General features: G+C 63.2%; 15 protein-coding genes. 10 read left to right on the top strand and 5 right to left on the bottom strand.

Features of this window, described 5'->3' with window-relative positions; translation table 11 throughout:
* Positions 1-603, bottom strand: coding sequence for a YqiA/YcfP family alpha/beta fold hydrolase (locus VOM14_RS04330; RefSeq protein ID WP_327627524.1), 603 nt, complete (start codon positions 601-603; stop codon positions 1-3).
* The gene (gene mpl, locus VOM14_RS04325; RefSeq protein ID WP_327627523.1) at positions 600-1,994 is read right to left on the bottom strand and encodes a UDP-N-acetylmuramate:L-alanyl-gamma-D-glutamyl-meso-diaminopimelate ligase; all 1,395 of its coding nucleotides are present in this window, start codon (positions 1,992-1,994) and stop codon (positions 600-602) included. The genes VOM14_RS04330 and mpl overlap by 4 nt, the downstream gene beginning before the upstream one ends.
* Positions 1,995-2,281: 287 nt before the next feature.
* Between mpl and VOM14_RS04320 the strand changes: the two genes are divergently transcribed.
* From VOM14_RS04320 to VOM14_RS04275, 10 genes are all read left to right on the top strand, one after another.
* Positions 2,282-2,935, top strand: a complete 654-nt coding sequence (locus tag VOM14_RS04320) for a UDP-N-acetylmuramate--alanine ligase (RefSeq protein WP_327627522.1) — start codon at positions 2,282-2,284, stop codon at positions 2,933-2,935.
* Positions 2,936-2,944: 9 nt separating this feature from the next.
* On the top strand, positions 2,945-3,517 hold the full coding sequence (locus VOM14_RS04315; protein ID WP_327628102.1) for a TlpA family protein disulfide reductase: 573 nt from the start codon (positions 2,945-2,947) through the stop codon (positions 3,515-3,517).
* Positions 3,518-3,711: 194 nt separating this feature from the next.
* Positions 3,712-4,167 carry a type II 3-dehydroquinate dehydratase gene (gene aroQ, locus VOM14_RS04310; protein ID WP_327627521.1) on the top strand — a complete coding sequence of 152 codons (456 nt, stop codon included), beginning with the start codon at positions 3,712-3,714 and terminating at the stop codon, positions 4,165-4,167.
* A 70-nt stretch (positions 4,168-4,237) separates the two neighbouring features.
* Positions 4,238-4,711, top strand: a complete 474-nt coding sequence (gene accB / locus VOM14_RS04305; RefSeq protein WP_327627520.1) for an acetyl-CoA carboxylase biotin carboxyl carrier protein — start codon at positions 4,238-4,240, stop codon at positions 4,709-4,711.
* Positions 4,712-4,840: 129 nt separating this feature from the next.
* Entirely contained in the window at positions 4,841-6,208 is a 1,368-nt protein-coding gene (gene accC, locus VOM14_RS04300) for an acetyl-CoA carboxylase biotin carboxylase subunit (RefSeq protein WP_327627519.1), read from the top strand.
* 3 nt (positions 6,209-6,211) lie between these two features.
* On the top strand, positions 6,212-7,114 hold the full coding sequence (gene prmA / locus VOM14_RS04295; RefSeq protein ID WP_327627518.1) for a 50S ribosomal protein L11 methyltransferase: 903 nt from the start codon (positions 6,212-6,214) through the stop codon (positions 7,112-7,114).
* A gap of 48 nt (positions 7,115-7,162) precedes the next feature.
* Positions 7,163-8,437 (top strand): DUF3426 domain-containing protein, encoded by a 1,275-nt coding sequence (locus tag VOM14_RS04290; RefSeq protein WP_327627517.1) that lies wholly within the window; start codon positions 7,163-7,165, stop codon positions 8,435-8,437.
* 71 nt (positions 8,438-8,508) lie between these two features.
* Positions 8,509-9,009 (top strand): thiol peroxidase, encoded by a 501-nt coding sequence (tpx, locus tag VOM14_RS04285; RefSeq protein WP_327627516.1) that lies wholly within the window; start codon positions 8,509-8,511, stop codon positions 9,007-9,009.
* A gap of 97 nt (positions 9,010-9,106) precedes the next feature.
* Entirely contained in the window at positions 9,107-10,045 is a 939-nt protein-coding gene (locus VOM14_RS04280; protein WP_327627514.1) for a carbohydrate kinase family protein, read from the top strand.
* A 25-nt stretch (positions 10,046-10,070) separates the two neighbouring features.
* The gene (locus VOM14_RS04275) at positions 10,071-10,547 is read left to right on the top strand and encodes a glycine zipper 2TM domain-containing protein (protein ID WP_327627512.1); all 477 of its coding nucleotides are present in this window, start codon (positions 10,071-10,073) and stop codon (positions 10,545-10,547) included.
* A 269-nt stretch (positions 10,548-10,816) separates the two neighbouring features.
* On the opposite strand, the gene VOM14_RS04270 is transcribed toward VOM14_RS04275, so the two are convergent.
* The 3 genes from VOM14_RS04270 to VOM14_RS04260 all read right to left on the bottom strand — a co-directional run bounded on the left by VOM14_RS04270 (position 10,817) and on the right by VOM14_RS04260 (position 13,155).
* Positions 10,817-11,488, bottom strand: a complete 672-nt coding sequence (locus VOM14_RS04270) for a histone H1-like DNA-binding protein (protein ID WP_327627510.1) — start codon at positions 11,486-11,488, stop codon at positions 10,817-10,819.
* Positions 11,489-11,518: 30 nt separating this feature from the next.
* Positions 11,519-11,845 carry a hypothetical protein gene (locus tag VOM14_RS04265; RefSeq protein ID WP_327627509.1) on the bottom strand — a complete coding sequence of 109 codons (327 nt, stop codon included), beginning with the start codon at positions 11,843-11,845 and terminating at the stop codon, positions 11,519-11,521.
* An 86-nt stretch (positions 11,846-11,931) separates the two neighbouring features.
* Entirely contained in the window at positions 11,932-13,155 is a 1,224-nt protein-coding gene (locus tag VOM14_RS04260; protein WP_327627508.1) for a ribonucleotide-diphosphate reductase subunit beta, read from the bottom strand.
* Between the last annotated feature and the right edge of the window lie 511 nt (positions 13,156-13,666).

Below are 13,666 nucleotides of genomic sequence, written 5' to 3'. Positions count from 1 at the left end.
TCACGCGGCCTCGCGCGGCGCCGGCGGCTTTGCGTGTCCGGCGTCGCAGAAAGCCAGCACGTCGTCGATGTAGTCGGCGAACTCGCTGATCGCGTGGTCGCTTCCTTCGATCAGCGTAGTCTGCGCGCCCGGATAGTGCGCGAGCATTTCGCGGTAGTCGAGCACTTCGTCGCCGGTGGCGGCCAGCAAATAATAGCGTTCGGGCCGCGTGATCGACGCCACGCCCAGCGCGCGCAGTTCATCCAGATGATGCGCTTCGACGACGATGCTGCCGCCGCCATGCCACAACGGCTGCTCGCCGAGATAGGCGCTCAGGTCGCGCTGCGGCACGACCGCCGGGTTCAGCAGCACGGCCGGCCAGCCGTGCTTTTCCGCGAGATGCGTGGCGAAGTAGCCGCCGAGCGAACTGCCGATCACCGTCACGCGCTTCGTTGCGGCTGTCGCGACCAGCGACTCCACAAGCGCGATCGTCTCGACAGGCGAAACCGGCAGCGTCGGGCAGCACCATTCGTCGGCGCGGCCGAGTTCGGCGAGCCGCGCCGCCATCAGCCGCGCCTTGAACGAATTGGGCGAAGAACGGAAACCGTGCAGATAAAGAATCACGAAGCGCCTCGCGCGGAGAGTGCGTCGAGCAGTTTCTGATGCACGCCGCCGAAGCCGCCGTTGCTCATCACCAGAATCTGATCGCCGGGACGCGCCGCACGGACTACCGCTTTGACGAGCGCGTCGAGATTGTCGAAGGCTTGCGCCTTGCCGCCGAGCGGCGCGAGCGCTTCGCCGAGATTCCAGCCGAGCGCGTCGCGCCCGCTCGGCGCGCCGTAGCCGAACACCAGATCGGCTTCGGCGAGACTCGCCGGCAACTGCGCCTTCATCACGCCGAGCTTCATCGTGTTCGAGCGCGGCTCCAGCACGGCGAGAATCCGCGTATTGTCCCGGCCGACGCGCGCGCGCAGGCCGGCCACCGTGGTGTCGATCGCGGTGGGATGATGCGCGAAGTCGTCGTAGACGGTCACGCCGTCGACGCTGCCGCGCACTTCCATGCGCCGCTTCACATTGCGAAAGCTCGCCAGCGACTTCGCGGCCTGCGCCGGCGGCACGCCGACATGGCGCGCGGCGGCGATGGCGGCAAGCGCGTTCATACGGTTGTGTTCGCCCTGCACCTGCCACTCGACCACGCCGACGCGCTCGCCGTTGTGATACACGGCGAAACGTTCGTCGACCGGCACGCCGTCTTCCGCAGGCAGCGTTTCCCAGCCGCCTTGCACGCCGAAGCGCTCCACTTCGCTCCAGCAGCCGCGTGTGAGCACACGCTCGAGCGCGTCTTCGCGGCCGTTCGTCACCACGCGGCCGAGGCGCGGCACGGTGCGGATCAAGTGATGAAACTGCGTCTCGATCGCCGCCAGATCGGGGAAGATGTCGGCATGATCGAATTCGAGGTTGTTCAGAACAGCGGTTTTCGGCCGATAGTGAACAAACTTCGAGCGCTTGTCGAAGAAGGCCGTGTCGTACTCGTCGGCTTCGATCACGAAGAAGCTCGAATCGGTGAGCCGCGCGGACACGCCGAAATTGAGCGGCACACCGCCGATCAGAAAGCCGGGATTGAGGCCCGCGTCTTCGAGCAGCCAGGTGAGCATGGAACTCGTGGTCGTCTTGCCGTGCGTGCCGGCCACCGCGAGCACCCACTTGCCGTTCAGCACGTGCTCGCCGAGCCATTGCGGACCGGAGACATACGGCAGGCCGCGGTCGAGAATCGCTTCCATCAGCGGATTGCCGCGCGACACCACGTTGCCGATCACGAACAGGTCCGCGTTCAGGCCGTTCAGTTGGTCCGCGTCGTAGCCCTCGATCAGCCGGATGCCTTGCGCCTCGAGTTGCGTGCTCATGGGCGGATAGACGCCGGCGTCGCAGCCCGTCACGGTGTGGCCCGCGCCGCGCGCGAGAACTGCGAGACCGCCCATGAACGTGCCGCAAATACCGAGGATGTGGATATGCATAAGCCTGTCGCGCCGCGCGGGCGTTTTTCCTGGGAAGAGCCCCCTGACCTGCCGCCTGACGCCAGGCGCCCCGGAGGGGCAAGAAAACCTGCGGCTGCCCGGCGTTTTCTCAAGAGGATGGGAGAGCACGGAGCGGCCGAAATGGCCGTCCACAAAGGACGCTATTGTAACCGACCCGTGCCGGCTACCTAAGCGCAGTCGCCCGTGGCGAGTCGGCCGGGAAGCGCTGCGCGACGCGCCCGAGCCGGCCCAAAAGGGCTGTCATCAATCTCTAGTATGATTGACGGATGGTTCGCAAATCACATTTTGATCCGCAGCGCGTGCGCGAGGAAATTGCCATCGCGGCTGCGCGACTCATCGCCGAAGACGGTCTCGACTACGCCACGGCCAAGCGCAAAGCGGCCCGGCAGGTGGTCGGGGAAAGCCGTGTTGCAGGCGAATGGCTGCCGGATAACGATCAGATCGAAGAAGAAATCCGCGAATACCAATCGCTCTTTCAGGGCGACAGCCAGCCGGCGCTGTTGCGGCGCCTGCGCCGGATCGCGGTCGAATGGATGGAGCGGCTTGCGCCGTTCAATCCGTACCTGACGGGCGCGGTGCTCGGCGGCACGGCGGGCGAGCACTCGGATATTCATCTTCAGGTGTTCTGCGACAACCCGAAAGAAGTCGCCATTTACTTTCTGAACGCGAATATTCAGTACGACGTGTCGGAGACGCGCCACTTCGCCGGGCGCGGTTATGTCGAGACGCTGAGTTTTCTGTGGCGGCCGGCGGACGAAGGGCGCGACGCGGAGCCGGCCGGCGTCCATGTCGCGCTGTACGAGGCGGACGATCTGCGCGGCGCGGTCAAGGCCGACGCGCGCGGCCGCACGGCGCGCGCCAATCTTCAGGCGGTTCAGTCGCTGCTGGAAAGCGGCAACGTCACCCCTTCAACTAACTAGACACGCATGATGAACATGAGACGGATTCTGACCGGCGCGCTGGTGGCCGTGATCGCGGCCGCGGGCGGCGTGCTGGCCAATCACTGGCTGAACGGCGACAAGGGCGGCGAAGGCGTCGGCCTCGGCGAAGTCGCGCACGCGGAGCAGCCCGCGTCGAAGGAAAGCGCCGTGGCGCAACTGTGGACGGCGCCGGTCACGAGCGTCGACGGCAAATCGCAATCGCTATCCGTGCTCAAAGGACGCCCGATCGTCGTCAACTTCTGGGCGTCGTGGTGCGGCCCGTGCGTCGAGGAAATGCCCGAGCTGTCGCAACTCCAGCGCGACTACGCGAAGAAAGGCATCCAGTTCGTCGGACTCGGCGTGGATTCCGAAAAGAACGTCCAGAGCTTCCTGCAGAAGGTCAAGGTGGCGTACCCGGTTTATGTCACGGGCTTTGGCGGCGCGGATCTCGCGCGCTCGTTCGGCAACACCGCCGGCGGTCTGCCGTTCACCGTCGTAATTGACGCCAACGGCAACATTCGCTCGACAAAATTAGGTCAAATCGATCCAACCGCGTTAAAACAGACACTCGACGCGCTCTAAGTTTCACAAACTTTTGACAGTCGTTTGGTCGCGGAACGCCCGAAATTAGGCACAAATGGGCAGAAATTAGGAGAAATTGAGGGGCCGGGCGGATACTAAAAATGCGCCGGCGCTGGCTCCTTCGCGCAGGAAACTAGACAAGTTTCTCTAATCAGCGCTAAAGTGCGCGCAATTCCACGGAAAAAGAAGCGACCATGACGCGACTGCTGGTACTGCACGGCCCCAACCTCAATCTTCTCGGCACCCGGGAACCCGAGGTCTATGGGCGCGTGACCTTGCCGCAGATCGATCAGGCGCTGGCCGACCGCGCAGCGGACGCCGGCGTCGAACTGGCGTCGTTCCAGAGCAACCACGAAGGCGCGCTCGTCGATCGCATCCAATTCGCCCGGACCGAAAAGACCGATTTCATACTCATCAATCCCGCCGCGTACACGCACACCAGCGTGGCGATTCGGGACGCACTGGCGGGGGTCGGCATCCCGTTCGTCGAGATTCATCTGTCGAACGTGCATCGCCGCGAACCGTTCCGGCATCACTCGTATTTCTCCGACCAGGCGGAGGGCGTCATTTGCGGCCTCGGCTGGAAGGGTTATCTGTACGCGCTCGAATTCGCGCTCGACCGGCTCGCCGCCGGTTCGTCGCGCGGCTGAATTCACAACACGTCTAATTTGTGCCGGCCGCACGCGCGCTGGCACTTCACGCATTGAAAGGGGCTTCCTGATGGATCTACGTAAACTGAAAACTCTGATCGACCTCGTGTCGGAGTCCGGTATCTCCGAACTCGAAGTGACCGAGGGTGAGGGCAAGGTCCGCATCGTCAAGAATGCGCCGCCGGTTTACGTGCAATCGTCCGCCCCCTACGCGCCGCAGCAGTTCGCGCCAGGCGCGCCGGCTCTCGGCGGCGAAGCTCCGGCCGCGGCAGCGGGCGCCCCGGCTACGCCGGCAGCCGCCGCGCCGCAAGGCCACGTCGTCACGTCGCCGATGGTCGGCACGTTCTACCGCGCGCCGTCGCCGGGCGCCGATCCGTTCGTCCAGGTCGGCGACACGGTCAAGGAAGGCCAGACCATCTGCATCATCGAAGCAATGAAGTTGCTCAACGAAATCGAGTCGGACAAGTCCGGCGTCGTGAAAGAAATCCTCGTCGAAAACGGCCAGGCGGTCGAATACGGCCAACCGCTGTTCGTGGTCGGCTAACGCGGCGCGCACTGCGCTTGCAGAAGCGCATGCCGCCCGCGCGCCCGTTGCACACGGCGCGCGCCCGATCCTCTGAGGCAGCCGTCGTTGTGAGCAACGCGGCGCCCATTGATGAGTCGAAAACCCGCTATGTTTGAAAAAATCCTCATTGCCAATCGTGGCGAGATCGCGCTTCGTATCCAGCGCGCCTGCCGCGAACTCGGCGTCAAGACGGTCGTCGTCTATTCGGAAGCCGACAAGGAAGCGAAGTACGTCAAGCTCGCCGACGAGGCGGTTTGCATCGGCCCGGCGCCCTCGAATCTCAGCTACCTGAACATGCCCGCGCTGATCAGCGCGGCCGAAGTCACGGACGCCGAAGCGATTCACCCCGGCTACGGCTTCCTGTCGGAAAACGCCGACTTCGCCGAGCGTGTCGAGCAATCCGGCTTCACCTTCATCGGTCCGCGCCCGGAAACCATCCGGATGATGGGCGACAAGGTCACGGCCAAGCAGACCATGATCAAGACCGGCGTGCCCTGCGTGCCGGGTTCTGAAGGCGCGTTGCCGGAAGATCCGAAAGAGATCGTGAAAATTGCGCGTCAGGTCGGCTATCCGGTCATCATCAAGGCCGCCGGCGGCGGCGGTGGCCGCGGCATGCGCGTGGTCCACACCGAAGCGGCGCTCGTGAACGCGGTCAACATGACGCGCGAAGAAGCCGGCCGTGCATTCGGCAACCCGCAGGTCTACATGGAGAAATTCCTGGAGAACCCGCGGCACATCGAAATTCAGGTGTTGTCCGATTCGTTCAAGAATGCGATCTGGCTCGGCGAGCGCGATTGCTCGATGCAGCGCCGTCACCAGAAAGTGATCGAAGAAGCGCCGGCGCCGGGCATCGCGCGCCGTCTGATCGACCGGATCGGCGATCGTTGCGCGGACGCGTGCAAGAAGATGGGCTATCTTGGCGCGGGTACGTTCGAGTTCCTGTACGAAAACGGCGAGTTCTATTTCATCGAGATGAACACGCGCGTGCAGGTCGAGCATCCGGTGACCGAACTGATTACGGGCGTCGACATCGTGCAGGAACAGATCCGCATTGCGGCCGGCGAAAAGCTCGCCTTCCGTCAGCGCGACATCGTGTTCAAGGGCCATGCGATCGAATGCCGGATCAACGCCGAAGATCCGTTCAAGTTCATTCCGTCGCCGGGTCGTCTGACTTCGTGGCACATGCCGGGCGGCCCCGGCATCCGCGTCGATTCGCACGCGTACAACGGCTATTTCGTGCCGCCGAACTATGATTCTATGATCGGCAAGCTGATCGCTTACGGCGCGACGCGCGAACAGGCGATCAAGCGGATGCGCATTGCGCTGTCGGAAATGGTCGTGGAAGGCATTCAGACGAACATCCCGCTGCACCGCGAGTTGATGCTGGACGCGAAGTTCGTCGAAGGCGGCACGAGCATTCACTACCTCGAAAACCGGTTGGCCGCGAAGCAGCAGGTCGCGCCGGAAGAAGCATAAGTCATGAGTTATCGGGAACTGGTCGCCGAATTGGCACGCGAGCACGCGGAGGAGCTGTCCGACGCGCTGCTCGAGTTGGGCGCGTTGTCCGTATCGGTTGAAGACGCGGACGCCGACACGCCCGACGAGCAGCCGCTCTTCGGCGAGCCCGGTCTCACGCCGGACCACACGGCATGGCAGCGCTCGCGCGTGATCGCGCTGCTCGCGCCGGAACACGAACCGGCGGTGCTGCTCGCCGCCGCGTCGAACGAAGTGGGCCTCGCGGCCACGCCGTCGTTCACCGTGCGTGAAGTCGAGGAACAGGATTGGGTGCGGCTCACGCAGTCGCAATTCGATCCGATTCCGATCGGCGAGCGCATCTGGGTGGTGCCGTCGTGGCACGACGCGCCCGATCCAGGCGCATTGGTGCTCGAACTCGATCCGGGCCTCGCGTTCGGCACAGGCAGCCATCCGACCACGCGCCTGTGCATGGAATGGCTCGAGCAAGCGGTGAAGCCCGGACAGTCCGTGCTCGACTACGGTTGCGGCTCCGGCATCCTCGCGATTCTCGCTAAAAAGTGCGGCGCCGATCCGGTTTATGGCATCGACATCGATCCGCAAGCGGTCGAGTCGGCGCGCCACAACAGCGAGCGCAATCGCGCCGACGTCACCTACGGTCTGCCCGACGAATGCCCTGGCGGCGAATTCGACATCGTGGTCGCCAATATCCTGTCCAATCCGCTCAAGCTGATGGCGTCGATGCTCTCGTCGAAGGTCAAGCCCGGCGGCCGCATTGCGCTGTCCGGCGTTCTGGCGCGGCAAGCCGACGAAGTCGCGCAGGTCTACGCGCGGTGGATCGATATCAGCGTGTGGCGCGAACACGAAGGCTGGGTATGTCTAAGCGGAACGCGCCGAGAAAGCCATTAGAATAAGGCGTATTGTCCAACCAACGGCCTTTCGGCTACCCGGCTCAATATGCTTCTGGCCACGCGCTGCCCCTTCTGCGAAACCGTTTTCCGCCTGCAATCGGCGCAATTGTCATTGCGCCGTGGCCTCGTGCGCTGCGGACAATGCCAGGAAGTCTTCGACGCCTCCAACAGCCTCTTCGACCTCGGCGAAGGCGGCGACTTCTCCACGGCGAAACCGGTCTCCGCAGCCGCGGCGATCGAGGCGCTCTCCGGCGTGCATCCCGCCGGCGACGACTTCAGCGCCGCCGCGTGGGACCCGTGGGCGCCGCGGCCCACGCCGCTCTTCGAGGAGCGCTTCACCCACAACGCGGAGAGCGTGACAGCCGCGCCAGGCGTTGCCGGTGCGCACGCTTTTGTCGAACCGGTGCACGCCGCCGCCGCGCAGCCCGGCTTGCCCACCGGCGCGGCGAGCGCCGCCGCGCTGCCCGACAACGAACCCGTGCTCGCGGACGCGCCGCTCGAACCCTTCGCCTACGAAGCCGAGCCGCCCGCCGAAGAAGCGCCGCGCGTCTGGCGCAAGAGCGAGCGCGCTGCGCAATCCTCACCCGACGAACCGGTGCTGAACAAGTCGGCGGCATTTCGCGGATTCCCTGACAACGAGCCGCACTTCGGAACGGCCGGCGTAGGCGCGGCAGGCCTCGGCGCGGCGCATCAGCAAGATGACTTCTCCGACGATCCCGATCTGCGCCGTCCGGTTCGTGCGGCGGCCACGCCGAGCGGCGAGCCGTTCTCGGTCAATCCCGTGAACGACGACGTCGATCCTTTCCAGATGGTGCGCGAAACGCGTCCGGGCGAACCGCGGCGCCTTGCGTGGATCATCGGCGGATCGGTCGCGGCAGTATTGCTCGTGATCGCGCTGCTCGCGCAGCTCGCCTGGTGGCAGCGCGAAACCGTGCTCGTCTACTTCCCGCACACGCAAATGCTGTACGCGAAAGCGTGCGGTGTATTCGGCTGCCAGGTGTCGGCGCCGCACGACATCGACGGGTTGCAGGTCGAGCCGTCCGATCTGCGTCAGATCGACGGGCCGCACAAGCTCGAATTGCGGATGCCGCTGCGTAACCGCTTCAACGTGTCGCTCGCCTATCCGGCCATCGAACTCACGCTGCTCGACGATCAGAACAATGTCGCGCTGCGCCGCATACTCCAGCCGCAAGACTATGTGGCGCCCGGCACGGTCATCGCGGCCGGCCTGCCGCCGCACATGACGCAAACCATGATCGTGCATCTCGATACGGGCAATGCGGTCGCGTCCAATTTCCGCGTGCAGATTTTCTATCCGTAACGCATCCCCGCGCGCCCGGCATGACGGGCGCGCTCACCGTCATCACTGACGAACTTTCGGAGCACAACAACATGAGTCAAGTCACGCTGGGTGGTAACCCGATCGAAGTAGCCGGCACGTTTCCGTCGGTGGGCCAGTCCGCGCCCGCTTTCTCGTTGATCGGCAAGGATCTGAAGCCGCTGTCGCTCGCCGATTTCGCCGGCAAGCGCAAGGTGCTGAACATCGTGCCGAGCCTCGACACGCCGACCTGCGCCACGTCGACCCGCAAGTTCAACGAAGCAGCAGCGAAGCTGAGCAACACGGCGGTGATCGTCGTGTCGGGCGACCTGCCGTTCGCCGCCTCGCGTTTCTGCACGACCGAGGGCATCGAGAACGTCGTCACGGCCTCGACGTTCCGCGGCCACGAATTTGCGCAAGCGTACGGTGTCGACGTGACGAGCGGCCCGCTGACGGGCCTGACCGCGCGCGCCGTTGTCGTGCTCGACGAGAACGACAAGGTCGTGCACTCGGAACTGGTCGGTGAAATCAAGAACGAACCGAACTACGACGCAGCGCTTGCCGCACTGAAGTAAAACCCGCGCGTACGAACCCTCCGGCGCCGCGCTTTATGCGCGGCGCTGTCACATCGTCGCTTCGATCTCTTTATCGTTTTTTACAGGAACGCTCGCCTTGGCTACGCTGATTTGCGGCTCGCTCGCCTACGACAACATCATGACCTTCGAAGGCCGTTTCCGGGAGCACATCCTGCCGGAGCAGGTCCACATCCTGAACGTGAGCTTTCTCGTGCCGACGATGCGTCGCGAGTTCGGCGGCTGCGCGGGCAACATCGCGTATTCGCTGAATCTGCTCGGCGGCGACGCGCGCATCATGGGCACGCTCGGCGAAGTCGACGCGCAACTCTACATGGACCGCTTCAGGCAACTCGGGCTCTCGACGGAGCACGTGCTGGTGGTGCCGGGCACCTATACGGCGCAGGCCATGATCACCACCGACCTGGAAAACAATCAGATCACTGCGTTCCATCCGGGCGCGATGATGCAGTCGCATCTGAACCGCGCGGACCAGGCGCCAGGCATCACGCTCGGCATCGTCGCGCCCGACGGCTACGACGGCATGGTGCAGCATTCGGAGCATCTGGCGGCGGCAGGCGTGCCGTTTATCTTCGATCCAGGTCAAGGTTTGCCGCTCTTCGACGGCCCTTCGCTGCGGCGCATGATTGAACTTGCGACTTACGTTGCTGTCAACGATTACGAAGCCAAACTCGTGAGCAACAAAACGGGATGGTCGATCGAGGAAATCGCAGGCAAGGTCGAAGCGCTGATCGTCACGCTCGGCGAACACGGTTCGCAAATTCATCACGCGGGCGGCGTCGAAGAAATCCCGGCGGTGAAGGCGCAGCAAGTGCTCGACCCCACCGGGTGCGGCGACGCGTTTCGCGGCGGCTTGCTGTATGGCATCGAGAACAAGCTCGGCTGGGCAACCACCGGGCGTCTCGCGGGCCTGATGGGCACACTGAAGATCGAACACCAGGGCCCGCAAAACTATGCGCCCACCCGGACGCAGATCAACGAACGGTTCAAGCAGGCGTTCGGGTACGACCTGCCGTAATACCGGAAGCTATTGGAGTAAGGGAATGAGAACAAGGAGTCGCCTGATAGTGGCCGCCCTGATCGCCGGTTCGCTGGCTCTGTCAGGGTGCGCGTATAACAGCAGCTCTGCGGACGTCTATACCTCGTCGCAGGCACAGCGCGAAGAAACGGTCCGCATGGGCACGGTCGACAGTGTGCGCGCAGTCAAGATCAGTTCGAACAACGGTCAGCCGAGCGGTCTCGGCGCGATCGGCGGCGGTGCGCTCGGTGCGGTGGCGGGCAGCGCGATCGGCGGCGGACGCGGCTCGATCGTCACGGGCATCATCGGCGGTCTCGCGGGTGCGGTTGCAGGCAACTCGGTCGAGAACAGCGTGGCGGTGCGCGACGGGCTCGAAATCACGGTGCGACTCGATAACGGCGACATCCGCGCCATCACGCAAAGCTCGACCGGCGAGATTTTCCGCGCCGGCGAGCGCGTGCGGCTTCTCTCCAGCGGCGGCGTCACGCGCGTCACGCATTAGTTTTCCCCTCTCGAGCGGCCAGTTTGAACGCGCCGCATCGACCTCACACGCATGCCCTCCCCTGTGCATGCGTTTTTTTTCGCCTGTGAGCCGCAGCGTCCTTGCATGCGTGCATCGGCCAAGACGTACGCCGCGCTTTGCATCGACGAAAAAAATCCCGCTGCCGGAAACCGGCAACGGGACCCTGAGCGGGTAGCGCTCGCCAAACGACGTTAAGCGCTACCCGATCATCGGACACATCGAACGATGTGTCGAAGTGCTTTCACTGCTTACGGACGGCTGCCCGTCGGGAACGGCCATGCCGCTGCCGGGTTCAGCGCGGTCTTCACCGTCGCCGCCGGTGCGCTCGAAACAGAAGTCGCAGCGGGTGCAGGCGCAGCCTTCTTGGCGACAGCCTTCTTCGCGGGTGCAGCCTTCTTCGCAGGCGCAGCGGCCTTCTTCGCAGGCGCAGCGGCCTTCTTCGCAGGAGCAGCCTTCTTGGCAGGCGCAGCCTTTTTAGCAGCAGCCTTTTTCGCAGGCGCAGCCTTCTTGGCGGCAGCCTTTTTCGCGGGCGCAGCTTTCTTCGCAGCAGCCTTCTTAGCCGGTGCAGCCTTCTTCGCTGCGACCTTCTTCGCGGCCGGTGCTGCCTTCTTCGCAGCAACCTTCTTAGCCGGTGCGGCCTTCTTCGCTGCGACCTTCTTCGCCGGCGCTGCCTTCTTCGCTGCTACCTTCTTTGCCGGTGCTGCTTTCTTCGCGGCGACCTTCTTAGCCGGTGCAGCCTTCTTCGCTGCAACCTTCTTCGCCGGGGCTGCCTTCTTGGCTGCTACTTTCTTTGCCGGCGCTGCGGCCTTCTTCGCCACTACTTTCTTTGCCGGAGCGGCCTTCTTTGCCGGAGCTGCCTTCTTCGCTGCGACCTTCTTCGCTGCAGGCTTCTTAGCGGCGGCTTTCTTTGCAGTTGCCATCATTTTCTCCTTCAGGTTTTCAGATGAGAGTCAGTTCAAACTACACCCTTCGTCAAAACCCGCTTCCCGCGGACGCTTCTCAGGGCGCGCGCTACGAAGCGGGCTATTCATCGGCGTACGCAGGTGCTGCGCGCTTACGCTAATGAATGCGGTAAGGCGCGCCGTGCCGAAAGGCACCGCGCGCCAAATGTCATCGGCGTTGGGTTTCAACGCCGGTAATTGCTTGATCGAACCGCCGGCGATCACGCCAGCGGCTTTTTCCGGGGGGAAGTTTGCCCATCCCACTGAAGGGTTCGCAAAGTGCCGGTCATGTTTGTGGGCCGCGAAAGCACGCGGCGCACGGGGCACGCTTTGCATCAGGCGGTTAAGCTCCTAAACATAATTGCCGCGGCCAAGGCCCACGGCATCCCCATCGATGAATGCATCTACGACACGGCCCCGGATCACTCCCAGGTCAGCGCGCCGCCAGTCTGATATTCGATCACACGCGTCTCGAAGAAGTTGCGCTCCTTCTTCAGGTCGATCATTTCGCTCATCCACGGGAACGGGTTTTCCTCGTTCGGGTACAGCGGATCGAGACCGATCTGCTGGCAACGGCGGTTGCAGATGAAACGCAGATAGCTCTTGAACATCGACGCGTTGAGGCCAAGCACACCGCGCGGCATCGTGTCTTCTGCGTAACGATATTCGAGCTCGACCGCCTGCTGGAAGATCTCGCGGATTTCCGCGCGGAACTCAGCGGTCCAGAGTTGCGGGTTTTCGAGTTTGATCTGGTTGATCAGGTCGATGCCGAAGTTGCAGTGCATCGACTCGTCGCGCAGGATGTACTGATACTGTTCCGCGGCGCCGGTCATCTTGTTCTGGCGGCCGAGCGCCAGGATTTGCGTAAAGCCGACGTAGAAGAACAGACCTTCCATCACACAGGCGAACACGATCAGCGAGCGCAGCAGCGTCTGGTCTGCTTCGAGCGTGCCGGTCTTGAAGGCCGGATCGGTCAGCACGTGGATGTACGGAATGAGGAATTCGTCTTTCGCGCGGATCGAGGAGACCTCGTGATACGCGTTGAAGATCTCGCCTTCGTCGAGGCCCAGCGATTCGACGATGTACTGATAGGCGTGCGTGTGGATCGCCTCTTCGAACGCCTGCCGCAGCAGGAACTGGCGGCATTCGGGCGCCGTGATGTGGCGGTAGGTGCCCAGCACGATGTTGTTGGCGGCGAGGGAGTCGGCCGTCACGAAGAAGCCCAGGTTGCGCTTGACGATGCGGCGCTCGTCTTCGGTCAGACCGTTCGGGTCTTTCCAGAGGGCGATGTCGCGCGACATGTTCACTTCTTGTGGCATCCAGTGGTTGGCGCAACCAGCCAGATACTTTTCCCAGGCCCACTTGTATTTGAACGGCACCAACTGATTGACGTCGGTCTGGCCGTTGATGATGCGCTTGTCGGCGACATTCACTCGCGCTTCGGAAACCGCGGGGGTTCCGGCAGCGGAAGCAACGGGAGCGACAGCGATGTCGTTCGCGAAGATGTCTTGAGCCGAGGGAGCATGAGGAGCGGAACGCGATCCGGCTTGCGAACCGACAGCCGATCCCGCAGCGTTGCGCAACACGTTCTGTTGCGTAGCGCTCGAGGGAGTTACGGCAGTGATCTCGTCATCCCAGTTGAGCATAAATGTCACCATCAATTTAGAACGGTTTGTACCATCTTTTCACGAGCGATAAAAGGGCTCGCTCGCGAAAAATCCTGTTTTCGAATCGCGTTGCTACGTTCATACAACACTTTGTTCAACAGAGTGTGTGCATCACCTCATGTGCAGCGTGTTGAACGTGTGTTGTCGAGGTGCTTCGCGAGTCGAAGAGCAACGTGTTCATGCGACGTTTCGCTGCTCTATCTATCTGTATTGCGGAGTGCGTTTGCTGTGTCTCGCACGTGTTGCGCGTTGCCGATTCGTCAGCGCTAGCGAGATGAAGTTCAATGCAATGTCGAGCGATGCATGTGACCGACTAGTGACGCTCGCCTCATCGAACGAGGCTTTCGTGAAGCGCGCGCCTTGCATGTGTCGCGCGCGTCGTGAGGTGCTGACTTACTGCTGCGCTGCTTTCGATGTGCGATGCGGCCGCGCCTCTTTCTTCCATCTCGCTCGCCGCGCCGCTCTTCGGCTTTACATCTGCTTCATCTCT

The organism is Paraburkholderia sp. MPAMCS5, assembly GCF_036016995.1.
In the GTDB taxonomy this organism is placed as follows: domain Bacteria; phylum Pseudomonadota; class Gammaproteobacteria; order Burkholderiales; family Burkholderiaceae; genus Paraburkholderia.
The sequence above is the reverse complement of the archived record's forward strand: the minus strand, read 5'-3'. Positions and strand labels throughout refer to the sequence as shown.

What these genes read in the sequence shown, in the direction of transcription:
- mpl (WP_327627523.1), bottom strand. Translation starts at nt 1,994, where the DNA reads ATGCATATCCACATCCTCGGTATTTGCGGCACGTTCATGGGCGGTCTC.
- VOM14_RS04320 (WP_327627522.1), top strand. Translation starts at nt 2,282, where the DNA reads ATGGTTCGCAAATCACATTTTGATCCGCAGCGCGTGCGCGAGGAAATT.
- VOM14_RS04315 (WP_327628102.1), top strand. Translation starts at nt 2,945, where the DNA reads ATGAACATGAGACGGATTCTGACCGGCGCGCTGGTGGCCGTGATCGCG.
- aroQ (WP_327627521.1), top strand. Translation starts at nt 3,712, where the DNA reads ATGACGCGACTGCTGGTACTGCACGGCCCCAACCTCAATCTTCTCGGC.
- accB (WP_327627520.1), top strand. Translation starts at nt 4,238, where the DNA reads ATGGATCTACGTAAACTGAAAACTCTGATCGACCTCGTGTCGGAGTCC.
- accC (WP_327627519.1), top strand. Translation starts at nt 4,841, where the DNA reads ATGTTTGAAAAAATCCTCATTGCCAATCGTGGCGAGATCGCGCTTCGT.
- prmA (WP_327627518.1), top strand. Translation starts at nt 6,212, where the DNA reads ATGAGTTATCGGGAACTGGTCGCCGAATTGGCACGCGAGCACGCGGAG.
- VOM14_RS04290 (WP_327627517.1), top strand. Translation starts at nt 7,163, where the DNA reads ATGCTTCTGGCCACGCGCTGCCCCTTCTGCGAAACCGTTTTCCGCCTG.
- tpx (WP_327627516.1), top strand. Translation starts at nt 8,509, where the DNA reads ATGAGTCAAGTCACGCTGGGTGGTAACCCGATCGAAGTAGCCGGCACG.
- VOM14_RS04275 (WP_327627512.1), top strand. Translation starts at nt 10,071, where the DNA reads ATGAGAACAAGGAGTCGCCTGATAGTGGCCGCCCTGATCGCCGGTTCG.
- VOM14_RS04270 (WP_327627510.1), bottom strand. Translation starts at nt 11,488, where the DNA reads ATGGCAACTGCAAAGAAAGCCGCCGCTAAGAAGCCTGCAGCGAAGAAG.
- VOM14_RS04265 (WP_327627509.1), bottom strand. Translation starts at nt 11,845, where the DNA reads ATGCAAAGCGTGCCCCGTGCGCCGCGTGCTTTCGCGGCCCACAAACAT.
- VOM14_RS04260 (WP_327627508.1), bottom strand. Translation starts at nt 13,155, where the DNA reads ATGCTCAACTGGGATGACGAGATCACTGCCGTAACTCCCTCGAGCGCT.